This is a genomic window from Hymenobacter convexus (assembly GCF_030580955.1).
Lineage (GTDB): Bacteria > Bacteroidota > Bacteroidia > Cytophagales > Hymenobacteraceae > Hymenobacter.
The window spans coordinates 81,956-108,165 of the sequence record NZ_JAUQON010000009.1; the positions used below are offsets into that span (position 1 = coordinate 81,956).

A 26,210-nucleotide genomic window follows, 5' to 3' on the forward strand; every position below is an offset into this window, starting at 1 on the left:
CCAATCATCGCCTTGGCTACCGCCATGACCAGCCCCCTGCCCCTTGCTGCGCGCTCGGATATTTTTCCGCTCCCCTCGTCCGGTGGCGGCGAAGTTACCGTGCTGACCATGCAGGAGGCCGAATGCGGGATGGGGCACTACGACCGCCGCGATGTGTTTAAGTGCGTGCTGGTGCTGCACGGGGCCAACGAGCTGCACTACGCCACCCGCAGCTACCGCATCGACCGGCCCGCGCTGGTGTTCACCAACCGCCTGGTGCCCTTTTCGTGGGAGCCGGTGGTGGGCATGGGCGAGCAGGAGGGCTACATCTGCGCCTTCACCGAGCCCTTTCTGCATTCGGCTATGCGCGGCGTCGGCCTGAAAGAGTCCGTGCTGTACCGCGTCGACGGCAACCCGGTGTACTACCTCGACGAGGAGCAGCAGCGCTACCTGAGCGAGGTCTTTGCCCGCATGCGCCGGGACTTCGACTCCGACTATGAGCACAAGGACGACCTGCTGCGCAACCAGCTTTCGCTCCTCGTGCACGAAGCCGCCCGCCTGCAGCCGGCCAGCCCCTACCCCTCCGTGGCCACCAATGCGGCCGAGCGCGTGACCAACCTATTCATGAGCCTGCTCGACATTCAGTTTCCGGTGACCCGGGAGTACCACGAGCCACTGCTGAAAAACGCCCAGGACTTCGCCGACCGGCTGGCCATCCACGTCAACAGCCTGAACCGGTCGGTGAAGGAGGTGACCGGCAAGCCCACCACGGCCCACATTGCCGAGCGCCTCACCAACGAGGCCAAGCTGCTGCTGCACCACACCGATTGGAGCGTGGGCGACATCGCCGACCGCCTGGGCTTTGAGTACGCCACGTATTTCCACCGCTTCTTTAAGCAGCACACCGGCACCACACCCCTCGCCTACCGTCAGGTGGCGTAAAAAACAGCAGTCGGGCAATGGTGAAAACCATAAATAAGCGGGCTGTTTGCCCGGCTTGTCTGTGGTTTCCCAGGTTTATAAAAGAGTTGTTCAAACTCGCAAACAGCCTCTCTACCTAGCCGCCTCAATGGCTGCCGCCGCCTGGTCCACCAGCCCCGCCGCCAGCGCTGCATTCGGCCGTTTCGCCTGCCGCTCCTGCACCTGCCGCAGCAGGCCCACAATGCGGCTGGCATCCACGTAGGGCTTGAACTGCACGGTCAGGTCGCGGATGCGGGTAATGCCTTCGGTGAGGGCCGTGGGGTCGTCGAGGCGGCCGAGCATTTCGAACAGGCCGCCCAGCATCTGGAAGCGGCCGTTGGGGTCGGCGGCATCGTATTTGGCACGCACCAGTGGCCATTGCGCGGCGCTGCCCGCCGTGCCGTACACCGTCACGAGGGCGCTGGTGAGGGCGCCTTTGTTATCGGCCTCGAAGGCGGTGGCACGGGCCAGGGCCTGCGCGGGGTTCAGCGGCAGCAGGGCTTCGAGGGCCGCGCCCTGCACCCGGTAGGAGCGGCTGCTCAGGGCTTTGGTGAAGAGCGGGGCGTAGCGCTTTTCTTTAAGCGTACCCAGCGCCGCGAGGGCCCGGGCCTGCACCAACGGGGTGGCATCGGTGGCGGCCAGTTTCTCAAGCAGCGGCGTGGCGGCTTTGCGAAGCGGCGCGTTTTTGAGGTCGAGCAGTTCAATGGCTATGTCGCGCAGGGCGGGCGACTTGTCGGCCAACCCGGCGAGCAGGATTTGCTGCGCGATGGGGTCGGCGGCGTGGTCGCCGGCGGCGCGCAGGGCTTCGCGACGGTCCATGTAGTGGGCGGCATGGCGCTGCTGGTAAGCGAATTCGGTCAGTGACTTGTGGTCGGTCTTTTGCCAGAGCAGCACGTTTTCGGCGTCGACATTCACCAAATCGGGCCGGGAGTCGAGGGGCATGATGAATGTTTGCGTGGCCTGGGTCATCATCACGGGTTGATGCATGGCCCGGCCGCCCACGTAATAGTCGATGGTAAACGGCAGCTGAAAAACCGGGCCCGCCTGGGTCTGCTTCACCGTCACGGACTGCGTTTTACGGGCCGTGTCCCAGGCGTAATCAATCGTCACGACTGGGTGGCCGGCGCCAAAATACCACTGGTTGAAAAACCAGTTCAAATCCTTGCCCGAGGCTTCTTCTAGCGCGAGACGCAGCTGGTGAGCCTCGCCGGTGCCGAAGGCGTTTTGCGTGAGGTAGCGCTTCAGGCCCCGGAAGAAAACGTCCTCGCCCAGATAGGCGCGCAGCATGTTGAGGATGCTGCCGCCCTTCTGGTAGGTCACGTTGTCAAACATGTCCTCCTTGTCGGCATACCCGAAATACACCAGCGGCCGGGCGTAGTTGGCCGGGTTGCGCAGGTAGGTGCGGCGGCTGCGCTCGGCCTGCTCCTGGCCGGCGTCGGGGCCGTGGGCGTGCTCGGCCCAGAGCACCTCGCTGAAGTTGGCGAACGACTCGTTCACGGTCAGGTTGCCCCAACTTTCGCAGGTCACGTAATCGCCGAACCAGTGGTGAAACAGCTCGTGGGCAATTTCGCGCTCCACGCCCGCGTATTCCCAGTCGAGCAGCTCGCGGGCCGTGCCTTGGGCCTGCTCGCCAAAGAGCGAGGCCGAGGCGTTTTCCATCGCCCCGGCCACGTAGTCGCGGCACACAATCTGGCTGTATTTGTTCCACGGAAAATCAACGCCGAGGCGCTGCGAAAAAAACTCCAGCATCGCGGGCGTCTGCCCGAAAATCTGTCTGGCCTGGGTCGTGTACCGGGGTTCGAGGTAGTAGTTCACCTCCTTGCCGCGCCAGTTGTCTTCGGTGATGCGGAAGTTGCCCACAGCCAGCATCACTAGGTAGGGCGCGCAGGGCTCAGCCAACTGCCAGGTATCGGTGCGCAGGCCGGGGCCGGCGGGCGTCTGGCGGGTCAGGCGGCCGTTGCTGAGCGTGACGTACTTGGCCGGCACGGTCAGGCTGAGGTCGAGGGTGGTTTTCTGGTTGGGCTTATCGACGGTGGGAAACCAGGCGGAGTTCGATTCCGACTCGCCCTGTGTCCAGATTTGCACCGGCTTGCCGGCTACGGCGCTGTCGGGATTAATGAAGTACAGCCCCTTGGCCTGGCCAATGGCCGCGCTGCCTTTGGCGTCCAGCTCGTCGGGCTTGGCCACATAGTCGAGGTAAACCGTGTAGGCCTGGCCGGCGGGCACGGCCTGAGGCAGGTGAATGAGCAGTTGGCGCTGGTTGTAATCGTACTTCAACGGGGTGCGACTGCCACCCTGCACCAGCGCCAAGGCTTTAATATCCATGCCCTTCGCATCGAGCCGCAGCGAATCAGTTGCCACGCCGTGCGGTTTCAGCGTCAGTTCCGCCTCGCCGTACAAGTAGCGCTTGGCGTAGTCAAAGCGCACGTTCAGCTTGGTATGCACCAAATCATTCACCCGGCGCGCCGCTTCATGGTAAGGCGGCGGGGCCATTTGTTGGGCGCGGGCGGGGGCAGAAATGGCCAGGGCCAGCAGTAGGAAGTAATTTCGCATGCGGCGAATTAAAAGCAGGCTGAGTAACCCGCTGCGGCCATTGATGCCGTTGCGGACGCGGGCGTTGCCTGCCTTTGTTAACTATCCCATTCTAATGATTAAAAAACTCGCGCTGGCAGCGGCCATTATCGGCATCATCGCCTACTGCATAAGCAGCTTAAGCTCCGAGGCCGACGTTTACGCCGCGCAGCTGCAGAAATTCCGCACCGAGAAAAACCGCTCATTCCGGCAGTCTGCCGAGTCGCCGCTGTCGGCCGAACAAAAAGCAGCTTTCGACAGCCTGAAATACTACGGGCCCAACGCGGACTACGTCTTTCATTGCAACCTATCGCGCAACGCCAGCCCGGATACCGTCCTCATCCAAATGAGCGACAACCGCAGCGAAAAGTACCTGCGCTGGGGCGAGGCGGCATTTTTCCCACCTCTTGATTTGGCCGTGGGTACGATGGATATGGCTACCCGCCTCACGCTGTTTCGCAAAGCCGATGGCCGCGACTCCACCCTCTTCGTGCCCTTCACCGACGCCACCAACGGCCGCGAAACCTACGGCGGCGGCCGCTACCTCGACGTGCCCCTCCCCGCCCCCGATTCCACCGGCCTCACTTTGGATTTTAATCGCGCCTACAACCCCTACTGCGCTTATAATAACGAGTATAGCTGCCCCGTGCCGCCGGCTGAGAATCGCCTGAGTATGGCCATTCCGGCTGGCGAAAAGTCGTTTCACGAGTAACAACAAGTTATTCAATAGGACGGTCATGCTGAGTGCAGCCGAAGCATCTCTGCCGCAGCAGTAAATGTTTACTTCGGTGGTAGAGATGCTTCGGCTGCGCTCAGCATGACCGTCCTAATTTATCCCCTCGTTCTAATTCCCCGTTGGCCCAAACCGCTCCGTGCGGATAGCCGCATCTGGCAGGCCCTGCGCCTGTAGCAGCGTGGCCGCGCTTTCGACCAGACCAGTAGGCCCGCACACGTAGCACTGCGGCGGGACGGGCAAGTGGGCTACGGCCTCGACCAGCATCTCGGCATCGAGACGACGGTGGTAGCCGGCCCAGCCGGGCGGCGCCTGCCGGGTGTAGCTGAGCAGCAGCGTGAAACTGGAGTCAGCTGCTGCCAGCCCCTCTAATTCCTGCCGATAAATCACCTCCTCCGGCATACGGACGCTGAACAGCAGTACCGCCGGGTTGCGGAGCCCGGCGCGCTGGCGGTGGCGCAGCATGGCCATCAGCGGCACCACGCCCGAGCCGCCGGCCACCAGCAGCAATGGCGCCTCGGGCGGCCCGGCGGGCCACACGAAATAACCGCCAATGGGCCCGCGCACTTCCAGCTGGTCGCCCACGGCCACGCCGTCGAAGAGGTAGCCGGACACTTCGCCCTCGTCAATCAGCTCCACGGTGAGCTCGATTTCACCGGTTTGCTCCGGGGGCGAGGCCACGGAGTAGCTGCGCTCGGCCTGGTAGCCGTCGGGGGCGGTGAGGCGCAGGTCGTAGTGCTGGCCGGCGCGGTGGGACGTGAACTGCGGCAGGCTGAGGGTGAAGGTCTTGACGCGGGGCGTTTCGGGTCGAATGGCCGTGACGGTGGCCAGTTGCCAATCCAACGGCCGGCTCACAGGCGGAAGTGGGCTTCGTCGGGGGCGTCGGGGTCGTCGCTGCGGTAACGCTCCTCTTTCCACGGGTCGCCGCGCATGCTGTAGCCATTGTCTTCCCAGAAACCGGGCTCGTCGTCGGCCATGAAGCGCAGGCCCTGCACCCACTTGGCGCTTTTCCAGAAGTAGAGGTGCGGCACCACCAGCCGGGCCGGGCCGCCGTGCTCGGGGACCAGCGGCTTGCCCTCATATTCAAGGCCGATGAAGGCCTGGCCGCCGCGCAGGTCGGCCAGCGGCAGGTTGGTGGTGTAGCCGCCGTAGGAAAAGGCCATCACGAACTGCGCCTCGGGCTTGAGTTGCACGTGTTCAAGCAAGGTATCGAGGCTGACGCCGCGCCATTTGGTGTCGAATTTCGACCATTTCGTGACGCAGTGAATGTCGGGATTGAACGACTGCATCGGCAGGGCGTTGAACTCGTTCCAGCTCCACTTCGCCGGGCTTTCCACCAGCCCTTCAAGCCGAAACTCCCAGTTCACCAGCGGAATGCGCGGCGTGGGCCCGGCCGTGAGCACCGGAAAATCCCGGGTTTCGTACTGGCCGGGCGGCAGCTTGTGGCCGCCTTCGGTGGGCCGTTTGGCGTGGAATCCTTTGTTGACAAAGGGCATGGTCAGGAGGTATAAAGTGAGTCGACAAGAACGGTCATGCAGAGCGTAGCGAAGCATCTCGCGTGCCGCCGCTAATTCTCTTTCTCGCGATTGAATTACGACCACACGCGAGATGCTTCGCTGCGCTCTGCATGACTTTTCAACAGGCAAGGAGGCCCAAATCGGCCTCAAGCAAATATAGGCCAGCACCCTTCAATTCAGTCATTTTGCCCCGCCGTACCTTTGCCCCATCGTCCGTAGCCTGACCACGGACAACGACCAACGAATAATTCCCCATGCGCATTTCCCTCGACTGGCTTAAAACCCTTATTCCTACCGACAAACCCGCCGCCGAGATTGGCGCTCTGCTCACCGGCTCGGGCCTGGAAGTGGAGAGCACCGAGGAGTTGGAAAGCATCCCCGGTGGGCTGCGTGGCGTGGTGCTGGGCACCGTGCTCACCTGCGAGCGCCACCCCGACGCCGACAAGCTCAGCCTGACCACCGTGGACGTGGGCGACGGCACCCCCCGCCAGATTGTGTGCGGCGCCCCCAACGTAGCCGCCGGCCAGCGCGTGGTGGTGGCCCTCGAAGGCGCCACACTCCACCCTGCCTCCGGCGAGCCGTTTAAAATCAAGAAAAGCAAAATCCGCGGGGCGGCTTCCGAGGGTATGATTTGCGCCGAGGACGAAATCGGTCTGGGCCAATCGCACGCCGGCATCATGGTGCTCGACACCGAGTTGCCCAACGGCACACCCGCCGCCGACTACTTCGGCCTGAGCTCCGACACGGTATACGAAATCGGCCTCACGCCCAACCGGGCCGATGCCGCCTCGCACTACGGCGTGGCCCGCGAGCTGCGCGCCCTACTGCGCCAGCCCTGCCACCTGCCCGATGTAAGCGGCTTTGCCGCGCCGGAGTCGGCGGCGAACAACATCAAGGTGACCATTGAAGACGCCGAAGCAGCCCCGCGCTACGCCGGCTTGCTGCTGGAAAATGTGCAGGTGGGCCCGTCGCCGGAGTGGCTGCAGCGCCGTCTGCGCAGCATCGGGCTCAGCCCCATTAACAACGTGGTGGACGTCACCAACTTCGTGCTGCACGAACTGGGCCAGCCGCTGCATGCTTTCGATGCCGACCAGATTACGGGCGGCCAGATTCGCGTGAAGCGGGCTAAAGCTAGCGAGAAATTCGTGACGCTGGATGGCATCGAGCGCAGCCTAAAAGCCGAGGATTTGGTGATTGCCGATGCTAACGGGGCGCCGATGGCGCTGGCCGGCGTATTCGGCGGCAAGACTTCGGGCGTGAGCGAGGGCACCACCCGCGTGTTTCTGGAAAGCGCTTACTTCGGCCCCGCCGCCGTGCGCCGCACCTCCCAGACCCACCAGCTGAAAACCGACGCCTCGTTCCGCTTCGAGCGCGGGACCGACCCGAACATGGTGCCCGTAGCCCTGAAACGGGCGGCGCTGCTGTTGCAGGAAGTAGCTGGCGCCACCATCGCCGCGCCGGTGGTGGACGAGTACCCCGCGCCCGTGCCGCCGGCCACCGTGCGCCTGCGCCTGCCCCGCGTGGAGCGGCTGGTGGGCCAGTACATCGCGCCCGAACGCATCCGCCAGATTCTGACGGACCTCGACATCGAAATCGCCGAAGAAAACCCCGACGCCAGCGACCAGGATACCTGGACGCTGACCGTGCCGCCCCACAAAGTGGACGTGACCCGCGAGGCCGACGTGATTGAGGAAATCCTGCGCATCTATGGCTACAACAACGTGGCTTTGCGGTCGAACAACTCGGCTTCCTTCCTGGCCAAGTTCCCGAACCCCGACCCGGAGGTGACGCGCGTGAAAATTGCGTCGCTGCTCAGCGGCCAGGGCTTCTCCGAGATTCTGACCAATTCGCTCACCAACTCGCTGTACTTCGAGAAAGAAAGAGAAGCTAATGATTCGCTGGTGCGCATTCTGAACTACAACAGCGTTGATTTGAACGTGCTGCGGCCCACGCTGCTGCACTCGGGCCTGGAAATTATCCGGCACAACATTAACCGCCGCCAGCGCGACCTCAAGCTTTACGAGTTCGGCAAAGTCTATACGCAGAACGAAAACGGTAAGTACCAGGAAAAGAACAAACTGGTGCTGTACCTGACCGGCAACGCCGCTGGCGAAACCTGGCAGCACAAGTCGGAGAAAGCCACTTTCCACGACCTGGCGGGGGCGGTGCAGCAGGTGCTAGCTGCCTTGGGCTTCGGCGGGGCGGCCTCGCAGCCGGTGCAGCACGAGTACCTGGCCGGCGGCCTCACGCTGCTGGTGCACAACCAGCCGCTGGCCCAGCTCGGGGCCGTATCGGCCTCGGTGCTGAAGCGGCTCGATGTGACCCAGCCGGTGTGGTACGCAGAGCTGGATTGGGACGCGCTGAGCAAGAAATACAAGCCCACGCTGGTGGCCCGCGAGCTGTCAAAATTCCCGGAAGTGCGGCGCGATTTGAGCATTGTAGTTGATACTTCCGTGACCTTCGACCAGCTCCAGCAGATTGCCCGGCGCACCGAGAAGAGGCTGCTGCAAAGCATCAACGTGTTCGACGTGTACGCCGGCGAAAACCTGGGCGCGGGCAAGAAGTCGTACTCGGTGAGCTTCACCCTGCAGGATTTCAGCCAGACACTCAGCGAGCAGGCCATCGACCAGGTGATGCAGAAGCTGATTCAGCAGTTTGAGAAGCAGGCCGGGGCGCTGATTCGGAAGTAGCAAAGTGTAGCGTGGACTCTGCGAGTCCGCGCATGGATGGGTCGTTTTGGTCCCGACCAAGCGTTGCCCACATCTATGCGCGGACTCGCAGAGTCCACGCTACGCGCTAGGCAGCCGTTTCGGGCAGCACCACGGCAAATACCGTTCCCTCGCCGGGTGTGCTGCTCACTTCGAGCGAGCCGCCGCGCTGCTGCACAATGGCCTGAATCATGTGCAGGCCCAGGCCGGCGCCTTCGCCCTCGGCCGTGAGGCGGGTGAAGGGCTGAAACAGGCGCTCCCGGTCCCGGGCCAAATCGATGCCGCGTCCGTTGTCGGCCACGGTGAGCACCACGGCCGCGCCATTCCGCTGGCTGCGCACCTCCACGGCGGGCACCCGGCCGGGGGCGTGGTATTTCAGGGCGTTGCTGACCAGGTTTTTCAGAATGCTTTCGAGGTAGATGCGGGGGTAATGCACGGTGGGCGCGGCCGCAAAATCGGCCGTGAGCTGGCCCTGCTGCTGGAAAAGCAGGTCGGCTACTTCGGCCTGCACGGTGGCGTATACATCGGCCAGCGCTACGGTTTCGGGCGGGCTGGCGGCGGCCCCGTGCTGGGTGTGTAGCATTTGCAGCAGGCCCTGAATGGTGCCGGTGAGGCGCTGCACCTCGGTTTCAATCAGCGTCACGATGTGGTCACGGTCGGCGCCGGGCGCTTCTTCCTGGTACACTTCCAGCAGGCGCTGCAGGTTGTTGGCGGGGCCTTTCAGGTCGTGGGCCACGATGTGCACGAAGGAATCGAGCGAGGTATTGACCTCGCGCAGGGCTTGGTTCAGCCGCTGCGCCTCGTGAATGGTGGTGGCCCGCGCCAGGGCCCGGCCGGCGTAGTCGGCCACCAGCGCGAAGAAGGCCCGGTAAGCGTCGTCGAGCGGGCGCCGGGCGCTCAGGCCCACAATTAGCACCGAGGCGGTGCGGCTGCCCGCGGCCACCAGCAGCGGCAGCAGCAGCGCGCGGGTGGGCGGCGCGGGCCAGTCGCCGGCCGGCCACGCCCCAAACCGCTCGGGCAGGCTTTCGACCAGCAGCGGCTCGCCCAGGCGCAGGGCTTCGGCCACCGGCCAGCCCATGTGGTTGGGCGCGTTGGGGGGCACGGGCAGGGCCGCGGGCGCAGTGGGTTCGCCGGCGGGCAGGCCAAACCAGGCCCGCAGTTGCGCGTGCGCGGCGCCCGGCTCGTGGGCGTAGAGCAGGGCAAAGGGAATGTCCTCGGCGTCGGTGGCCAGGGCAGCGATGATGTGCTGCGCGGCCTCGGCGGGCAGGGCCGACATGGCCGTTTGGGAGGTGAGGTGGCTGAGCAGGGCCAGCCGGCGCTGCTGCAACACCGTGGTGGTGGTTTCGAGGGCCGTGACGAAGACACCGCCCACCTGGCCGGTTTCGTCGTAAATCGGGCTGTGCGAGAACGTGAAGTAAGCTTCTTCCACAAAGCCCTGGCGGTCGGGCAGCACCAGGCCGTTTTCGAAATAAGTGGTTTCGCCGGCCAGCACCGGCCGGAAGATGTCGAGCAAAAAAGGCCACATCTCGCGCCACCACGGCTCGGCTGGCTGGCCCAGCGCGCCGGGGTGCTTGGCCTGCAGAATGGCGGCATAGCCGTCGTTGTAGAAATGCACGAGTTCGGGGCCCCAGTGCACCATCATTGGAAAGCGCGAGCCCAGCATGATGTTGACGGCCGTTATCAGGCTCTGCGGCCAGGTAGCGACGGGCCCGAGCAGCGTCTGCGACCAGTCAAGCGCCCGGATTTGGGCGCCCATCTCTCCCCCGCCTTTAAACAGTTCCTGTGCCGTCATAACCAGTGAAGCGGTGATTTAATAGGCCGGTGAGGCTCTTGTCAGTGAAAGGTAATGGCAAACGCGCTACCGCTCCGGCCGGGTGGGCGCAGCGGGGCGGGCGGCAGGGGGCCACGCCATAATTTTATAGCGGCCGGGTGCGGCAGGGCGTTGCCGCATCAATATGTTGGAACCGAACGGCGCCCTCAGTGGGAACATATAATAGGGGGGATTTGTAATCCGCGCCAGGTTATTTCGATAAACCCGACTGTAGGGCTGCAGGTCGGCGCATTTGCTATCCGCGCCGTAAGTTGCGGCCTGATTTACTACGCTCAATTCTAACTTCTTCACCTTTTCCTCCAAGAATGAACCTTCGTTTTCTGTCAACCCTGGGCCTGGCCCTGCTCACCACGGCCAGCTTTGCCCAGCAGAAGCCGGCTGCCAAGGCCCCAGCCGCCAAAACCGCGGCCCTGATGACCACGCCCGGCGGCACCAAGCTCATCGAGAAAGTAACCAAACAACCCGGCCAGGTGGTGATTCCTTACGAGAAGTACGTGCTGCCCAACGGCCTCACGCTCGTGGTGACCGAGGACCACTCCGACCCGCTGGTGCACGTCGACGTGACCTACCATGTGGGTTCGGCCCGCGAGCAGATTGGCAAGTCGGGCTTTGCTCACTTCTTTGAGCACATGATGTTCCAGGGCTCCGACCACGTGGGCGACCAGCAGCACTTCAAGCTGGTGACGGCCGCCGGCGGCACCCTGAACGGCAGCACCAACCAAGACCGCACCAACTACTTCGAAACGCTGCCCAGCAACCAGCTCGAAACCGGCCTGTGGCTCGAAGCCGACCGCATGGGCTTCCTGCTCGACGCCGTGAGCCAGAAGAAATTCGAAATCCAGCGCTCGACCGTGAAAAATGAGCGCGGCCAGAACTACGACAACCGCCCCTACGGCCTCGCCAGCGAGTACATCTCGAAAACGCTGTACCCCTACGGCCACCCCTACTCCTGGCTCACCATCGGCTACCTTGAGGACCTCGACCGCTCGAACGTGGACGACCTGAAGAACTTCTTCCTGCGCTGGTACGGTCCCAACAACGCCACCCTGACCGTGGGCGGCGACGTGAAGCCCGCCGAAGTGGTGAAGCTGGCCGAGAAATACTTCGGCTCCATCAAGCGCGGCCCGGCCGTGCCGGTGCAGAAGCTGCCCGCTCCGGTGCTGACCCAGGACCGCTACGTGAGCTACACCGACAACGTGCGCTTCCCGATGCTGCAAATGGTGTTTCCGACGGTGCCCAACGGCCATCCCGACGCCGTGGCCCTCGACGCGCTGGCCGAAGTCATCGGCGGCGGCAAAACGTCGCTGCTCTACAAAAACCTGGTGAAAACCCAAAAAACCGTGCAGGCCCAGGCCTACCAGCAGAATTCGGAGCTGGGCGGCTTCCTCGATTTTGTGGCCCTGCCCTTCCCCGGCAAAACCCTCGACAGCACGGAGGTCATCATTCGCAACACGCTGAAAGAGTTTGAGAAGCGCGGCGTGAGCGACGACGACGTGCAGCGCTTCAAGGCCCAGAGCGAGGCGCAGGTCATCAACGGCCTGGCCAGCGTGCAGGGCAAGGTGAGCCAGCTCGCCGCCAACCAGACCTACTTCAACAACCCCAACTACCTCACCGTTGAGCTGAAGGAGCTGCGCGCCCTCACCAAGGCCGACGTGCAGCGCGTGTATGACAAGTACGTGAAAGGCAAAAAGGCTGTGATTCTGAGCGTGCTGCCTAAAACCGGCGGCGTAGCGGCGGCCAAGCCCGACAACTACACCATCGACAAGGCGGGCTACAAAGCCCCCGACTACGGCTACGCCGGCCTGAAGTACGTGAAGGCCACCGACAATTTCGACCGCAGCAAGCAGCCCGCTTCCGGCGCCAACCCGGTGGTGAAAGTGCCCGCGCTGTATCAGGAAACCCTACCCAACGGCCTGAAAGTGGTGGGCACGAAGAACACCGAGATTCCGTCCGTGACCATGCGCCTCACCATCCGCGGCGGCCACCGCCTCGAGCAGGCCATGCCCGGCAAGGCGGGCATTGCCCAACTCACGGCCAGCATGCTGAACGAAGGCTCGGAGAAGTACACCGGCGAACAGTTTACGGCCGCGCTCGATAAGCTGGGCTCGACGGTGTCGGTGAATGCCGGCGACAACGAAACCACCGTGTACGTGCAGAGCCTGACCAAGAACCTGCCCGCCACCATGGCCCTGCTGGAGCAGCGCCTGCTGCACCCGCGCTTCGACGCGGCCGATTTTGCCCGTGTGAAAAAGCAGCAGCTGGAAAGCATTGCCAACTTCGTCAACCAGCCCGCCGTCATCGCCGACCAGACGTACAACCGCCTGCTTTACGGCACCGGCAACATCGTGGGCACGCCCGTGGCCGGCACCACCGCCTCGGTGAGCAGCCTCACGCTCGACGACGTGAAGAGCTTCTACAACACCTATTACGCCCCCAACGTGAGCTACCTCGTGGCCGTGGGCGATGTGGACCAGACCGCGCTGGACCCGCAGCTTGGCTTCCTGAAAAACTGGGCCAAGAAGGACGTGACCATCCCGACCGACATGGCCGGCGTGCAACCCGACAAAACCACGGTGTACTTCGTGAACAAGCCGGGCGCGGCCCAGTCCGAAATCCGCGTGGGCTACCTCACCGACCTGAAGTACGACGCCACCGGCACGTACTACAAAGCTGGCCTAGCCAACTACGTGCTCGGCAGCGCCTTCAACTCGCGCATCAACTTGAACCTGCGCGAGAACAAAGGCTACACCTACGGCGCCCGCTCGGGCTTTGCCGGCACGCGCTACGCAGGTCCGTTCACGGCCCAGGCCGGCGTGCGCGCCGACGCCACGGCCGCTTCGGTGAAGGAGTTCATGAGCGAAATTAAGAACTACCCGAACGGTATCTCGGACGAGGAACTGGCGTTCACGCAGTCGTCCATCGGCCAGAGCGATGCCCTTCGCTACGAAACCGGCCAGCAGAAAGCCGGGTTCCTCTCGCGCCTCGTGGAGTACAACCTCGAGCCGACCTACGTGAACCAGCAGACCGAAATCCTGAAAAACCTGAAGAAGGAAGACGTGCAGGCCATCGCCAAGCAGTACCTGCCGGCCGATAAAATGTACATCGTGGTAGTGGGCGACGAGAAGCAGCTGCCCTCGCTGCAGGCCCTGGGCTACCCCGTGGTGCAGCTCGACCTGGAAGGCAAGCCCGTAGCGGCGGCTGAAATGCAAAAGATGCCCGCAACAATGCAGGGCCAGATGTCGATGCCGATGCCCGCCACCGACGACAAAACCAAGGAGAAAACCGAAGACGGCGGCAAGCTGAAGGTGAAAACCAAGAAGGCCAAGTCGTAAAACGGGCCGTTGGTCGTTGGCAACGTTGCTGACAACGACTAGAAGAACGTCATGCTGAGCGAAGTCGAAGCATCTCTACTGCAATGGTAATTATTTACTTGCGCGGTAGAGATGCTTCGACTTCGCTCAGCATGACGTTTTTCTTTTATCCCTACAACCATTTGAACTGTTATACTTCTAAAACCAAAGCTGCCTGAGATACAAGCTGCGAGCAAGCGCGGGGTAAAGCGTAGCTTTCGGCTTGCCGCTTTATCTTCACGCAAAAATTTACTCGACCGTGGCCTCCTCCCAACAGCTTGCGCAACTCGACCGCCTGGAGCGGCAGATTACCACCTTAGTGGCTGCCTATCAGGAACTGCGCGAGGAAATGGCCGATGCCACCACCACCATTCAGCAGCTCAAGGCCGACGTGCGCGAGAAGGACCGCCAACTCAAGGAGCGCCAAAACCAGGAAAATATTGTTAAACTTGTACACACCATAGCTGGGGAACCCACCCACGCCAACGAACTTAAACTACGCCTCAACGAATACATCCGCGAACTGGACAAGTGTCTTGCCTATTTGAGAGACTAACCCACTGACCCTCCCCTCCCCCGCCGTAACTTCCGCCGTATGAGCGAACTAGCCATTAAAATTCGTATTGCTGACCGGGACTATCCCATGCGCGTAGACGTGCAGGATGAGGAACGGCTGCGCCTGGCCGGACGGCTGCTGGGCGACAAGCTACGCGAATTCCGGGAAGGCTACGGCATTCAGGACAAGCAGGACTTGCTGGCCATGGTAGCGCTGGCTACGATGGCCGACCAATTGAAAGTGAGCAAGGAAAAGGATGGCACCGATGCGGCGCTGACCGAACGGCTGGCTCGTTTCGACGAGCTGCTTTCAGGCGTGGTGCTGGCGGGCTGAGTTAGCCCGCCTGGCACCCACACACTCGTTGGCCCGGTTGGGCGGCGCGGCAATCGGCCGCTTCCGCCTAGCCCGGGCACTTCTGTTCTACCTGGTTATGGTTTTTCACCCACCCCAAAAACCATAATTACATGTCATCCATCATATTATACTGTATACTGACCGCTGTGGTCGCCCTCGTGGCGGGCATCGTGGTGGGTAGACAGCTGGCCGGCAAAGCCCGGCTCGACCACGAAGGCGAGGCCCAGGCCCGCGCCCAGCAAATCCTCCGCGAGGCCGAGGAGAAGGGCAACCGCCTTCGTGATGAGAAAATCAAGCAGGCCGATGAGCGCCTGGAGCAGAGCAAGAACAAGTTCAAGAGCCTGCGCAACGAGTTTGACCAGGAGAGCAAGCGCCTCAAAACCGAGCTGGACAATGAGCTGACCCAGCGCCGCCAGGGCGTGGTGGAGCAAGAGCAGAGCATCAAGATGCTCACCGAAACCACCCAGCGCCAGCTCGAGCAGCTGCAAAAGAAGGAAGCCGACCTGGAGCGCCAGCGCGAGAAAAACCAGACCGACACCCAGCAGTTGCGTGACAAGCTGGAAGCCCAAGCCGAAAAGCGCCGCCTCGACCACGAGGAGGCCATGGCCGAACTGGAAACCAAGCAGCACGAAGCCGAAGAGCAGTTGCACAGCGTGCAGCGCCAACTCGAAACCATTGCCAACCTGACCGCCGCCGAAGCCCGCGAGCAATTGGTGGAATCGCTCAAGAACGAAGCCCAGATTCAGGCCAGCTCCTACGTGAAAGACACCGTGGCCCAGGCCAAGCTGACGGCCACCAAGGACGCCAAGAAAATTGTGCTCGAAACCATTCAGCGCACGGCTTCGGAGCACGCCATTGAAAACTGCGTGTCGATTTTCAATATTGAAAGCGACGACGTGAAAGGCAAAATCATCGGCCGCGAGGGCCGCAACATCCGCGCGCTGGAAGCGGCGACGGGCGTTGAAATTATCGTAGATGACACGCCGGAGGCCATCATCATCTCGGGCTTCGACCCGGTGCGGCGCGAAATTGCCCGCCTCTCGCTGCACTTGCTGGTGAAGGACGGCCGCATTCACCCGGCCCGCGTGGAGGAAATTGTGGCCAAAACCCGCAAGAACATCGAGGAGGAAATCGTTGAAATCGGCGAGAAAACCATCATCGACCTCGGCATTCACGGCCTGCACCCGGAGCTGATTAAGATGGTGGGCCGGATGCGTTTCCGCTCTTCCTATGGCCAGAACCTGCTGCAGCACAGCCGCGAAGTGGCCAACCTTTGCGCCACCATGGCCGCCGAGATGGGCCTTGACGTGAAGAAAGCCAAGCGCGCCGGCCTGCTGCACGATATTGGCAAGGTGAGCACCGAGGAGCCCGAGCTGCCCCACGCCATTCTGGGCATGGAGATGGCCAAGAAGTGGAAAGAACACCCCGACGTGGTGAACGCCATCGGGGCGCACCACGACGAGATTGAGATGACGGCCATGATTTCGCCGCTGGTGCAGGCCTGCGACGCCATTTCGGGCTCGCGCCCCGGCGCCCGCCGCGAGATGATGGAAAGCTACATCAAGCGCCTCAAGCAGCTGGAAGAAACCGCCAACGGCTTCAAGGGCGTGAACCAGTGCTTCGCCATCCAGGCCGGCCGCGAGCTGCGCGTGATGGTAGACGCCGAGAACGTGACCGACGAGCGCGCCGCTGAGCTGAGCTTCGAAATTTCGCAAAAAATCGAGAAGGAAATGCAGTACCCCGGCCAGATTAAAATCACCGTGATTCGGGAGATGCGCGCCGTGGCGTATGCCAAGTAGCCGGTAGCTGTACCGCCGTGCTGATTGAAACGGCCCCGCCATTGATTTGGCGGGGCCGTTTCTTTTCTAAAGTCTGACAATTCATTCCCAAAAGCACTCCGGCAGCATGCAGCAGCTCTTTCATGGCCAAAACTGTGCTTAAACGGATGTCCTTTTCTGTTGATTATTAAATTGCGAAGCAGCTGAGGACTGGCCTACTTAGCGGTGTTCGTTTTCTTACTCACCGCCTCATGCGCCACGTTTACTCAGGGCTTTTGTCTATTGCAGTCAGCAGTTGCACCCTGTACCAGCCGATGCTGGGGACGCTGCCGGCAGTGCGCAAGCCCGGCGACGTGGCCGCCGCGGCCAACTGGCAGTTTCCGTACGGCGGGCAGGTACTGGCAGTGGCCTCGCCGCTGCCGCACGTGCTGGTGCTGGGCGCCGGCGGGTTGCACGCCTACAACACCCAGCGCGACAGCTCCAACAACTACGTTCGGAACCGGCAGTACGAAGCCGGGCTGGGCGGCTACCTGACGGTGGGCCACACCTGGCTAAGCGCCGCCGTGGGCGCGGGCCAGGGCCGCAGCTACCGCTATGGCCGCTTCACGTCGCCGGACTTGCTTGGCGGCCTTGCAGTGGGGGCGACTTTCGGCAGCACTGGGGGCAGGGGTAAATATCAGCCGGTGCCTGAGCTGCTGGGCTATTACAACACGCGGTTTGCCCAGGTAACGGCCCGGTGGCCCGATGTAAATCGGCCCGCAAAAGAATACGGCGCGAGCCTGCGCGTGACGCAAGCCCGCTTCAGCTCGCTGGCGCTGAATGGTGTGGCCCTGCCGCGGGCTTCGCAATACTACCTGCAGGCGTCAGTGCTGGTGCAGCAGCCGTTGTGGCGCCGGCTGCAATGGCAGGCAGGCGGCAGCTGGGACGTGGCGCTCACCAACATCAGCAATGAGGCGGCTTTCGGGCGGGCGCCGCTGCGGGCGTATGTGGGGGTGGCGTACTGTCCGGCCAGTGCCCGTTCCACAGCTGCCGTCGCGCCTTAAATTAGATGCGGCGGATGGCACAGCGGCCAGCTGGCGGCGCCAGATTCTCTAACCCTGGATGGCAGGCACAAGCCCGTAAGTTAACTATCGAAAGCTCCGTTATCATTTCTTTGCACTTTCTATGAAGCCTGCTTTTACTCTTGTTTTAGCCATTTGCTCCTTGCTGCTATCTAGTTGCGTGGTGTACATGCCCATGCAGTGCGCCGCGCCGCAGATTACCGATAAAAAGCAGGGCGAAGTCACGGCCAGCAGCTACCTCAACGGCCGCTTCGATATAGCGGCCAACTACTCGCCAGTGCGGCACCTGCTGGTGCGGGCCGCCTACAGCAACCTGCGCGACGACACCAAGGACACAACCTACTACCGCGGGCACCAGTACGAATTTGGCGCGGGCACTTACTGGCCGCTTGGCAACCGGTGGCTGGTAGGCGGGCTGGGCGGCTTTGGGCAGGCGCGCAGCACCGCGGCCTTCAACCGGCCGGGCATTATTTTCCCTTCCACCCACTATGTATACGACGCCCGCTACAACAAAATATTTGGGGAGGTGTACGGCACTTTCCAGGCCAACGAGGCGGTATCCTTTGGGGCTGCTTACCGGATTACGCAGGTAAATTTTACGACGCTAACCAATCAGGCCGTGCCCATCGACCTGAACCGCATGACCCGCAGCGAACCGATGGTTTACTTCCGGGTGCGCCTGGGCGATGGGCCGACGGAAAACCGCCCGGTACAGCTTCAGGCGGCCTGGGGCACCTCGGCTACGTTTGGCTACAACGAGGGCGATACAAGCATTTCTTACGACCAAGGGGTGCGCGACCTGAAGCAGGGCCGTGGCTACACCACCATTGGCATCACTATTTTTCCGCATTGCCTGTTCCGAAAGGCCCAGCCTGCTGGCGAAGGCCGTTAAACGCCGAATTTTGCCGAAATTTGGGCTTCTGCCCTATTCTTCGGTTGAGACTAAGCTGTTTGTATGACCTTTCGCTCCTGCCTGGGCCTGGCCTGCGCCGCCGCTCTGGCCGCCTGCGCCGCCCAGCGCAACCCCTACGCCGCCACCAACAAATCGTACAAAGCCCAGGTGAAGGCCTACGCCAAGGCCCTGCGCGCCACGCCTGTGCCCACGCCCGGCGCCGACAGCCTGCTGCAGGGCGCCTACTGGGTGGGCACCACCAACTTCAACCTGCGCAAGCCCAACTACGTCATCATCCACCATACGGCGCAGGACTCCACGGCCCAGACGCTCAAAACCTTCACGCTGCCGCGCACGCAGGTGAGCGCGCACTACGTGATTGGGCGCGATGGGCGCGTGTTCCACATGCTGAACGACTACCTGCGCGCTTGGCACGGCGGCGCGGCCAAGTGGGGCAACACGACGGACATTAACTCCTCCTCCATCGGCATCGAGCTGGATAACAACGGCACCGAGCCGTTTTCGGAGCCGCAGGTGGCCAGCCTGTTGCGGGTGCTGAGCGGGCTGAAAAAAGCCTACGGCATCCCCACTGCCAACTTCGTGGGCCACGCCGACATTGCTCCGACCCGCAAAAACGACCCCAGCGCCTTCTTTCCGTGGAAGCGACTAGCCGATAATGGCTTCGGCCTGTGGTACGATGCCGGGCCGCTGCCCAGCCCCTTCGTGGCCGACAGCGCGGCGGCGCTGGCCAGCCGCCTGCTTACCCCCGCCCTCCCAGCCCCGGAAGAAGCGGCGCCGGCCGCCCAGCCGCTGCCAGCTGATACCAGCAAAGTTGACGCCCAGCTGGCCCGGCTCAACAGCCCGATTATCACCTTCAATCCAAAAGATGCCCTGCGCATTATCGGCTATGATACCAAGGATTTGCCGGCGGCCATTCGGGCCTTCAAGCTGCATTTTATTCAGCAGAACGTGGGCGGGCCGCTGACCGAGGCCGACAACCGGATTCTATATAATCTGTATAAGAAGTGCTTGTAGGTGGCCGGTGGCCGCTATATTAGCCGGCAGAGGGGTTCGGCGGCTGGGGCCGCGCGGGCCGGGGGTTTAAATTGATTGTATGCCAGAAGTATCCAAGCGCGGGCAGGAAATGCCCGTTTCGCCGTTTCGCAAGCTGCTGCCGTATGCCGAAGCCGCCCGTCAGCAGGGCAAAATTGTCTACCCCCTCAACATTGGCCAGCCCGACGTGCTGACGCCGCCCGAAATGCTGGACGCCGTGCGCCATGCCGACATCGAAGTGCTGGGCTACGCGCCCGGCGCGGGCACCGACAGCTACCGCCGCAAGCTGGAAACCTACTACCAGCGCGCCGGCATCCCGGCCCACTTCGAGGACATAATGGTGACAACGGCGGGCAGCGAAGCCATTCACTTCGCCATGCTCACCTGCCTCAACCCCGGCGATGAGGTGATTATAGCCGAGCCGTTCTACGGTACCTACACGGCCTTTGCCATTGCGGCCGGCGTGCATATTGTGGCCGTCACGGCCCACATCGAAGACGGGTTTGCCCTGCCGCCGCTGGCCGATTTTGAGGCTGTGATTACGGAGCGCACCCGCGCCATCCTCGTCTGCAACCCCAGCAACCCCACCGGCTATGTGTACCGGCGCGACGAGTTGGAGGCGCTACTGGCCCTCTGCAAAGCGCATAATTTGTTTTTAATTTCCGACGAGGCCTACCGCGAATACTGTTACGACGGCGCCCAGGCCACCAGCGCCCTGAGCCTGGCCGGCGGCGAGCAGCACGTGGTGATGGTCGACACGATTTCGAAGCGCTACAGCGCCTGCGGGGCCCGCATCGGCGCGCTCGTCACGCGCAACCCCGACGTGTGGCTGGCGGCCTTCCATTTCGGCCAGATGCGGGTGTGCCCACCGGTGCTCGAAATGCTGGCCGCCGAAGCCGCCGCCGACCTACCCGCCGCCTACTTCGACGGCACCCGCGCCGAGTACCAGGCCCGGCGCGACCTCACGGTATCGCGCCTACGCGCCATGCCCGGCGTGACCTGCCCCGTACCCGGCGGCGCCTTCTACGTAGTGGCCCGCCTGCCCGTGGACGACGCCCAGAAATTCGGCCAGTGGCTGCTGGAAGAATTCACGCTCGATAACCAGACGCTGATGCTCTCGCCTGCCAATGGTTTCTACCAGACGCCGGGCCTGGGCCGGCAGGAAGTGCGCCTGGCCTACGTCATCAACCGGACGGATTTGGCGGCGGCCTTCGACTGCCTGGAGCAGGCGCTGCTCGAATACCCCGGCCGCACCCAACCAGCGCCCGCCGCCTTCGTAGAAGCTGCCACTGCTTCTTAGTTTTTAATCCCTTTTTAATTCCGAATGGACACCAGCATTGCCCCCGCCGTCGAAGTACCCACCAAAGATTACCGCGGCACGCTGCGGTTCTGGCACTGGGCCAATGCCACGCTCATCAGCCTGCAACTGATGACCATTCTGTTTCAGAAGGTTATTGTGCGGGCCAAAACGGCGGTACCGGAGCTGCAGTCGTCGGGCAAAGAGGTTTCGGTACCGCAGGCGCGCGAGCTGGCCCACATCATCAGCGAGCGGATTTGGGCCTGGCACATCTATTTCGGCTGGACCATCATAGCCCTGTGGGTGTTCCGGCTGGGCCTGCAGCTGACGGGCCCTTCGGAGCTGCGTTTCTCAGCCCGGCTGATGGAAATCCTGCGCCGCTACCGCTTGGCCCCGCCCGCTGAGAAGGGCAAGGCCGGCAAAATTCTGTTTGCCAAAACCACCTACGCCCTATTCTATCTTTTCATCACCATCATGGTGTGCACCGGCCTTATCCTGGTGTTTGAAGACGTGTCGTGGCTGAAAGGCATTCATCACACCGCCGAAGAAATTCACAACGTGACTATGTTCCTCATCATCGGCTTCATCCTCATTCACGTAGTGGGCGTGGTGTGGGCTGAAATCAGTGAGGACCATGGGCTGATTTCGCGCATGGTGGGCGGCGAGGCGAAGAAGGCCAAGGCGGCGTAACCGCTCGCCTGTCATTGCGAGCGAAGCGCGGCAATCCGTCCTCTCATTCGCGACCAGCCTTGAGTTGTGACAACCGAAGGTCAGCGAAGCTAAAGCCTAATTAAAAAGCCCCGACACTGCGCAGTGTCGGGGCTTTCTCGTTAAAGGTCGTGTCTAATTTTGAGAGGACGGATTGCCACGGGCTTCGCCCTCGCAATGACAAGCGCCTCTTTCTTTTATTGTCCGCTGCCTACCGGCTTCTGCTCCAGCTTTTGCATAGGGCTGGTGGTGCGGCTGGTTTGCTGCTGCATGGGGTTGGGCGGGGTTTGCGGGCGCTGCTGCTCGAACAGTTCGAAGCGCGAGGCGGCGGGCTGGCGCGGGAAGGCGTTGTTGCTCAAGTCCGTGTCGGCCGTTTGCTGGAAGGGGTCGATGACGAAGCTGATAACGGGCTTCTTGGTCACGATGACTTTTGAAACCTGGGCGTTGTTTTTACGCCAGATTTCGGCCGGGATGGTCTGGATTTCCTGCGAGTTGTCGGCGTAGGTCATTTGCAGCACGATGGGCATCACGAGGCCGCCCACGTTGCGGAAGCTCAGTTCGTAGAAGTTGGTCTGCGAATCGTTGAGGCGCTGCTGCTGCTCGGGCGTGAGGTTACTAAGCATCGCGGTGTAGCGCTGCTGGTCGGCGGGCGTCACGGCCAACGGGTCGTAGCTGTTGTAGAAATCCTTCAGCTCGGGCTTTTCATCCACCAGGGTTTTGGGGATGTCGGTGGCGTTGCGCTGGGCCGTGATGGACTGCGGTGCGGCGGCGCGCTGCTGCTGCAGGCGGGCATTTTCGACCTGCGGATTGAGGGTGCTGGCGTTGTAGGATTTCACCGATTCGAGGGCCAAATCGGTGTGCTCGGTGGTATAGAACCAGCCGCGCCAGAACCAGTCCAGGTCCACCGCCGAGGCGTCTTCCATGGTGCGGAAGAAGTCGGCCGGCGTGGGGTGCTTGTAGGCCCAGCGCTGGGCGTAGGTCTTGAAAGCGTAGTCGAACAGCTCGCGGCCCATCACCGTTTCGCGCAGGATGTTGAGGGCCGTGGCGGGCTTACCGTAGGCGTTGTTGCCGAACTGCAGCGCCGACTCCGAGTTAATCATAATCGGCGACTGCAGGCTGTTGTCGGTGGCCATGTAGGCGGCAATGTTACGCGGCTCGCCGCGGCGGCTGGGGTAGTTGCGCTCCCACTCCTGCTCGGTGAGGAACTGCACGAAGGAGTTCAGGCCCTCGTCCATCCACGTCCACTGCCGCTCGTCGGAGTTGATAATCATAGGGAAGAAATTGTGGCCCACTTCGTGGATAATCACCGAAATCATCCCGTATTTCACTTGGGCCGAGTAGGTGCCGTCCTTCTGGGGCCGGCCGCCGTTGAAGCACAGCATCGGGTACTCCATGCCGCCCACCGGGCCGTGCACCGAAATGGCCACCGGGTAGGCGTAAGGAATCGTGAATTTCGAGTAGGTTTTGATGGTGTGGGCCACCACCTGCGTCGAGTACTGGCCCCAGAGCGGGTTGCCTTCCTTGGGGTAGTAGCTCATGCACATCACGGGCTTGCCGTTTTGCTTAATCTGCATGGCGTCCCAGATGAACTTACGCGAGCTGGCCCAGGCGAAGTCGCGCACGTTTTTGGCCACGTAGGTCCAGGTTTTGGTGCCGGTGGCGCGGCTGGCTTCGGCCTTCACGGCCTCGTCCTGGGTCACCATGAGCACGGGCTTGGTGGCGGTTTTGGCTTGCTCCCAGCGCTTCATTTGGGTGGCGGAGAGCACCTGGGCGGCGTTTTGCAGCGTGCCGGTGGCGCCCACCACGTGGTCGGCCGGCGCGGTGATGCTCACCTTGTAATCACCGAAGGGCAGCGTGAACTCGCCATTGCCCAGAAACTGCTTGTGCTGCCAGCCCTGGTTGTCGGAATACACGGCCATGCGCGGATAGAACTGCGCAATCTCATACAGGTAGTTCTTGTCCTGCGGGAAGTACTCGTAGCCGCTGCGCTCGTTGATTTTCAGCTGGTCGTTGATGTTGTAGTGCCACTTCACATTGAAGGACACCGACTGGCGCGGCTGCAGCGGCGCGGGCAGGTCCACACGCATCATCGTGTGGTTGGTCACGGTGTGTAGGGCGCGGCCGTCCTTGCCGGTCACGCTTTCAATCTTAAAGCCGCCATCGAAATCCGAGAGCATGCTTTCCAGGCCCTGAAACGACATCTTGTCCTGCAGCTGGCCCACCTGCGTGGCCGTCGTGATGGAGTTTTTGTCGAGAATGTTCTGGTCGAGCTGCACCCAGAGGTAGGGCAGCGCATCGGGTGAGAGGTTGGTGTAGGTGATGGTTTCGCGGCCCGTGATGGCCTGTTTGGCGTCATCGAGGGTGACTTTGATGTCGTAGTCGGCGCGCTGCTGCCAGTAGTCGGGGCCGGGCGCGCCGCTGGCGGTGCGGTAGGAGTTGGGCGTGGGCAGCATCGTTTCGAGCTGCGCGAATTTGTCGGTTCCGGAATTGGTGGTTTGCGCGGCGGCCGGCAGTTGGCCCGCCACCGCCAGCACCAGCCCGGCGAATAGAAAACGACGCATGGAATGAACGTAGGTGAGAAAAATCAGAAAAAGCGAAAGCCGAGAAAGTCGCTAAAGTTACGCCAAGGTTGCGAAGAGGCGGATGAAAAGCGGCAAGCCTGAATAAGGAACGTCATGCTTCGGCTTCGCTCAGCATGACGTTCTTCTTTCCAATTTTCCAATTCGTGCCTTGCGCCCCTACGGCCACAGCTGTTGCGCCAGCAGCACCGTAGCAATGCCCAGCGCCGCGCCGCTGGTGGTGAGCAGCCAGTCGCGGCGGGCCACGCGCAGGCTGCCCAGCAGCACCGCCCCCAGCAGCAGAATGGCGCTCACAATCAGCAGCTGGCCCAGTTCCACGCCCACGTTGAAGGCAAACAGCTCTTCCACCGGCCGGCTGTTGGGCCCCAGCAGCGCCCGCAGGTAGTTCGAGAACCCCAGCCCGTGAATCAAGCCAAAGCCCAGCGCCAGCCCGTTGGGCGCGGCGGCCAGCATGGGCGCGCGCCGCGTGATGAGGCGGCCCGCGCCGCGCAGGTTCCACAGCGCCGTTACGATGATGGTAACCGGAATCAGCGCCTCAATAATGGCGGGCCGGAAGCTGACCAACCCCAGCGTGGCCAGCGCCAGCGTGAGTGAGTGCCCCACCGTGAAGCTCGTGACCAGCGCCAGCACGCGCCGCCAGTCGTTTAGCACGTAAGGGGCGCACAGCGCCAGCAAGAACGTGAGGTGGTCGGCTGCGCGCGGCGTGCAGATGTGCAGAAAGCCGAGCTGCAGATAGGTTTGAAAAACGGACATGGAGAGATGCAAAGCCGCGCAAAAGTCCGGTAACTTAGCGAGAAATTTATCCTCATCTTTCTTTTATGAAGCACCGCTACCTTCTGCTTCTGCTGCTAATTCTAATAACCTACCGGGGCGCGACGGCCCAAACCGCGCCGGCCCCGATGAGCAATTTCGCGCACGTTCCCCTCTCCCGGCAGGACACCGCCCGCGCCGTGCACGAGCTGTTTCAGAGCCGGCGCGGCGGCGGGTTTGGCTGGCTGGCATTTGGCGGGGCGGGCATGGCGGCCTCCATTATCCCGGCCCAGCAGGCCACCAGCGCCGGCGTCTGGACGCCAGGCGTGGTCATCGGCTCGGGGCTGTCGGTGCTGGGCCTCAAGAAGCTCATCCAGTTTGGCTGGGGGCGCGAGCACCGCGTGCTGCGCGATTTGGCCGCCACCGGCCACCTCCCGGCCGACGTGCGCCGCCGCCTGCGCGGCAACTTCGCGCCGCTGCACGGCACCGCCTCGGCCCCCGACCCCATTGCCGACACCAGCCCAGCCCCCGCACCGGGGAGTTCGCCCGTCCCGGCTGCCGCGCCGTCCTCCACCCTGCCAGCCGCCGGGCAGCCCGCCGCGGCGCCTGCCCCGGTTCCGGCCCAGGCCCTGGCCGATGCCCAGCAAGATACGCTGGATGCCGTGCAAGGCTATTTCAACGCCAAGCGCTTGGCCGGGCAGCTGCCCATTCTGCTGGCCTTGCCCGGCTTGCGCCTGATGACAGGTGCTACCAAAACCGGTTCGTCGTCGCCCTCGCCCTACGTGCAGACGCAAAGCAGCGACCCGTCTGGCGGGCAAGTGGCGGCCGGCCTGCTGCTGATGGCCGGCGGCGTGACCTACATGTTTGTGCACAACGCCCCTTACTCCGACCAGAAATTCAGCGCCCTGCGCGCCAGCTACCTGGCCGGCACCCCGCTGCCGCCCGGCATCCGCGCCCGGCTCAAGCCTCAGCACCTGGCCGCCGGCCGCAAATACCGCGAACGCCTGGAGCGCCGGGCCGCCCGGCGCCGCTAAGGCCGCCGTGCCCGCCCTTTGTTCTCAACACCTCCCCACCTACTTCCAATGCAAAAACAAGTACTATCCATCGGCTTATGCCTGGGCCTGGCTTTCCCGGCCCTCGCCCAACAGCCGGTGGTTCCCACCACTACTTTATCGCGCGCCGATACGGCGCAGGCGGTCCACCGCCTGTTCAGCAAGCACCGTACCGGTGGCATCGTCTGGGCAGTTATCGGCGCGGCCTTCACCGGGCGCATTGCGGGCGCCGCGGCCAGTGGCAAAACCTCCGGTGACGGTAGCAGTACGGCCGTAGGCATTCTGGCCCTTGGCGGCGTGCCGGCCGGTATTGGCGTGGGCAAGCTCGTGCGCTTCAGCGCCAGCCGCGAAGCCGCAGCCATCAGTGCCTTAGAGGCCGGAAAGGGCCTGCCGCACTACGTGCAGCGCCGCCTGAAAAACGCAAAATACTTCACGAATTAATTCTCTCGCCGAATCGAAAAAGCCCCGCTGGCACAGTGCC

20 protein-coding genes are annotated in these 26,210 nt (G+C 62.7%); 14 read left to right on the forward strand and 6 right to left on the reverse strand.

The window, feature by feature from the left end; all coding sequences use genetic code 11:
- Positions 1-12 precede the first annotated feature (12 nt).
- Positions 13-921: a helix-turn-helix domain-containing protein gene (locus Q4S41_RS18350; protein WP_305032592.1), complete on the forward strand. Its 909-nt coding sequence runs from the start codon at positions 13-15 to the stop codon at positions 919-921.
- A 111-nt stretch (positions 922-1,032) separates the two neighbouring features.
- Here Q4S41_RS18350 and Q4S41_RS18355 read toward each other — a convergent pair whose 3' ends face one another.
- Positions 1,033-3,492: a M1 family metallopeptidase gene (locus Q4S41_RS18355; RefSeq protein ID WP_305032593.1), complete on the reverse strand. Its 2,460-nt coding sequence runs from the start codon at positions 3,490-3,492 to the stop codon at positions 1,033-1,035.
- Positions 3,493-3,586: 94 nt separating this feature from the next.
- On the opposite strand from Q4S41_RS18355, the gene Q4S41_RS18360 reads away from it, so the two are divergent.
- Positions 3,587-4,222: a DUF1684 domain-containing protein gene (locus Q4S41_RS18360; RefSeq protein ID WP_305032594.1), complete on the forward strand. Its 636-nt coding sequence runs from the start codon at positions 3,587-3,589 to the stop codon at positions 4,220-4,222.
- Positions 4,223-4,354: 132 nt separating this feature from the next.
- Here Q4S41_RS18360 and Q4S41_RS18365 read toward each other — a convergent pair whose 3' ends face one another.
- The gene (locus tag Q4S41_RS18365; RefSeq protein ID WP_305032595.1) at positions 4,355-5,098 is read right to left on the reverse strand and encodes a ferredoxin reductase; all 744 of its coding nucleotides are present in this window, start codon (positions 5,096-5,098) and stop codon (positions 4,355-4,357) included.
- A complete protein-coding gene (locus Q4S41_RS18370; protein ID WP_305032596.1) occupies positions 5,095-5,739 on the reverse strand; it encodes a sulfite oxidase-like oxidoreductase in 645 nt (214 codons plus the stop codon). The genes Q4S41_RS18365 and Q4S41_RS18370 overlap by 4 nt, the downstream gene beginning before the upstream one ends.
- Before the next feature lie 275 nt (positions 5,740-6,014).
- On the opposite strand from Q4S41_RS18370, the gene pheT reads away from it, so the two are divergent.
- A complete protein-coding gene (gene pheT / locus Q4S41_RS18375; protein WP_305032597.1) occupies positions 6,015-8,450 on the forward strand; it encodes a phenylalanine--tRNA ligase subunit beta in 2,436 nt (811 codons plus the stop codon).
- Between the two features lie 106 nt (positions 8,451-8,556).
- Here pheT and Q4S41_RS18380 read toward each other — a convergent pair whose 3' ends face one another.
- Positions 8,557-10,260, reverse strand: a complete 1,704-nt coding sequence (locus Q4S41_RS18380) for a sensor histidine kinase (RefSeq protein ID WP_305032598.1) — start codon at positions 10,258-10,260, stop codon at positions 8,557-8,559.
- Between the two features lie 344 nt (positions 10,261-10,604).
- On the opposite strand from Q4S41_RS18380, the gene Q4S41_RS18385 reads away from it, so the two are divergent.
- The 9 genes from Q4S41_RS18385 to Q4S41_RS18425 all read left to right on the forward strand — a co-directional run bounded on the left by Q4S41_RS18385 (position 10,605) and on the right by Q4S41_RS18425 (position 21,330).
- Positions 10,605-13,631 (forward strand): M16 family metallopeptidase, encoded by a 3,027-nt coding sequence (locus Q4S41_RS18385; RefSeq protein ID WP_369811327.1) that lies wholly within the window; start codon positions 10,605-10,607, stop codon positions 13,629-13,631.
- Between the two features lie 277 nt (positions 13,632-13,908).
- A complete protein-coding gene (locus Q4S41_RS18390) occupies positions 13,909-14,205 on the forward strand; it encodes a hypothetical protein (protein WP_243519355.1) in 297 nt (98 codons plus the stop codon).
- Positions 14,206-14,244: 39 nt separating this feature from the next.
- Positions 14,245-14,538, forward strand: a complete 294-nt coding sequence (locus tag Q4S41_RS18395; protein WP_190922794.1) for a cell division protein ZapA — start codon at positions 14,245-14,247, stop codon at positions 14,536-14,538.
- Between the two features lie 131 nt (positions 14,539-14,669).
- Positions 14,670-16,358 (forward strand): ribonuclease Y, encoded by a 1,689-nt coding sequence (rny, locus tag Q4S41_RS18400; RefSeq protein ID WP_305032599.1) that lies wholly within the window; start codon positions 14,670-14,672, stop codon positions 16,356-16,358.
- A 254-nt stretch (positions 16,359-16,612) separates the two neighbouring features.
- Positions 16,613-17,380: a hypothetical protein gene (locus Q4S41_RS18405; protein WP_305032600.1), complete on the forward strand. Its 768-nt coding sequence runs from the start codon at positions 16,613-16,615 to the stop codon at positions 17,378-17,380.
- Positions 17,381-17,540: 160 nt separating this feature from the next.
- Complete coding sequence (locus Q4S41_RS18410; protein ID WP_305032601.1) at positions 17,541-18,290, forward strand: hypothetical protein; 750 nt, start codon at positions 17,541-17,543, stop codon at positions 18,288-18,290.
- A gap of 63 nt (positions 18,291-18,353) precedes the next feature.
- On the forward strand, positions 18,354-19,325 hold the full coding sequence (locus Q4S41_RS18415) for an N-acetylmuramoyl-L-alanine amidase (RefSeq protein WP_305032602.1): 972 nt from the start codon (positions 18,354-18,356) through the stop codon (positions 19,323-19,325).
- 79 nt (positions 19,326-19,404) lie between these two features.
- Positions 19,405-20,643 (forward strand): pyridoxal phosphate-dependent aminotransferase, encoded by a 1,239-nt coding sequence (locus tag Q4S41_RS18420; protein WP_305032603.1) that lies wholly within the window; start codon positions 19,405-19,407, stop codon positions 20,641-20,643.
- 24 nt (positions 20,644-20,667) lie between these two features.
- Positions 20,668-21,330: a cytochrome b/b6 domain-containing protein gene (locus Q4S41_RS18425; protein ID WP_305032604.1), complete on the forward strand. Its 663-nt coding sequence runs from the start codon at positions 20,668-20,670 to the stop codon at positions 21,328-21,330.
- Between the two features lie 215 nt (positions 21,331-21,545).
- Here Q4S41_RS18425 and Q4S41_RS18430 read toward each other — a convergent pair whose 3' ends face one another.
- The gene (locus Q4S41_RS18430) at positions 21,546-23,909 is read right to left on the reverse strand and encodes a M1 family metallopeptidase (RefSeq protein ID WP_305032605.1); all 2,364 of its coding nucleotides are present in this window, start codon (positions 23,907-23,909) and stop codon (positions 21,546-21,548) included.
- Positions 23,910-24,086: 177 nt separating this feature from the next.
- A complete protein-coding gene (locus Q4S41_RS18435) occupies positions 24,087-24,680 on the reverse strand; it encodes a HupE/UreJ family protein (RefSeq protein WP_305032606.1) in 594 nt (197 codons plus the stop codon).
- Positions 24,681-24,745: 65 nt separating this feature from the next.
- Between Q4S41_RS18435 and Q4S41_RS18440 the strand changes: the two genes are divergently transcribed.
- Entirely contained in the window at positions 24,746-25,711 is a 966-nt protein-coding gene (locus Q4S41_RS18440; protein ID WP_305032607.1) for a hypothetical protein, read from the forward strand.
- A 48-nt stretch (positions 25,712-25,759) separates the two neighbouring features.
- Positions 25,760-26,170, forward strand: a complete 411-nt coding sequence (locus Q4S41_RS18445) for a hypothetical protein (RefSeq protein WP_305032608.1) — start codon at positions 25,760-25,762, stop codon at positions 26,168-26,170.
- Positions 26,171-26,210 lie beyond the last annotated feature (40 nt).

Bases quoted from the DNA above. Each gene is read 5' to 3' on its own strand.
- Q4S41_RS18420 (WP_305032603.1), top strand. From the start codon at position 19,405: ATGCCAGAAGTATCCAAGCGCGGGCAGGAAATGCCCGTTTCGCCGTTT.
- pheT (WP_305032597.1), top strand. From the start codon at position 6,015: ATGCGCATTTCCCTCGACTGGCTTAAAACCCTTATTCCTACCGACAAA.
- Q4S41_RS18370 (WP_305032596.1), bottom strand. From the start codon at position 5,739: ATGCCCTTTGTCAACAAAGGATTCCACGCCAAACGGCCCACCGAAGGC.
- Q4S41_RS18440 (WP_305032607.1), top strand. From the start codon at position 24,746: ATGAAGCACCGCTACCTTCTGCTTCTGCTGCTAATTCTAATAACCTAC.
- Q4S41_RS18445 (WP_305032608.1), top strand. From the start codon at position 25,760: ATGCAAAAACAAGTACTATCCATCGGCTTATGCCTGGGCCTGGCTTTC.
- Q4S41_RS18355 (WP_305032593.1), bottom strand. From the start codon at position 3,492: ATGCGAAATTACTTCCTACTGCTGGCCCTGGCCATTTCTGCCCCCGCC.
- Q4S41_RS18430 (WP_305032605.1), bottom strand. From the start codon at position 23,909: ATGCGTCGTTTTCTATTCGCCGGGCTGGTGCTGGCGGTGGCGGGCCAA.
- Q4S41_RS18425 (WP_305032604.1), top strand. From the start codon at position 20,668: ATGGACACCAGCATTGCCCCCGCCGTCGAAGTACCCACCAAAGATTAC.
- Q4S41_RS18415 (WP_305032602.1), top strand. From the start codon at position 18,354: ATGACCTTTCGCTCCTGCCTGGGCCTGGCCTGCGCCGCCGCTCTGGCC.
- Q4S41_RS18435 (WP_305032606.1), bottom strand. From the start codon at position 24,680: ATGTCCGTTTTTCAAACCTATCTGCAGCTCGGCTTTCTGCACATCTGC.
- Q4S41_RS18360 (WP_305032594.1), top strand. From the start codon at position 3,587: ATGATTAAAAAACTCGCGCTGGCAGCGGCCATTATCGGCATCATCGCC.
- Q4S41_RS18380 (WP_305032598.1), bottom strand. From the start codon at position 10,260: ATGACGGCACAGGAACTGTTTAAAGGCGGGGGAGAGATGGGCGCCCAA.
- rny (WP_305032599.1), top strand. From the start codon at position 14,670: ATGTCATCCATCATATTATACTGTATACTGACCGCTGTGGTCGCCCTC.
- Q4S41_RS18395 (WP_190922794.1), top strand. From the start codon at position 14,245: ATGAGCGAACTAGCCATTAAAATTCGTATTGCTGACCGGGACTATCCC.
- Q4S41_RS18385 (WP_369811327.1), top strand. From the start codon at position 10,605: ATGAACCTTCGTTTTCTGTCAACCCTGGGCCTGGCCCTGCTCACCACG.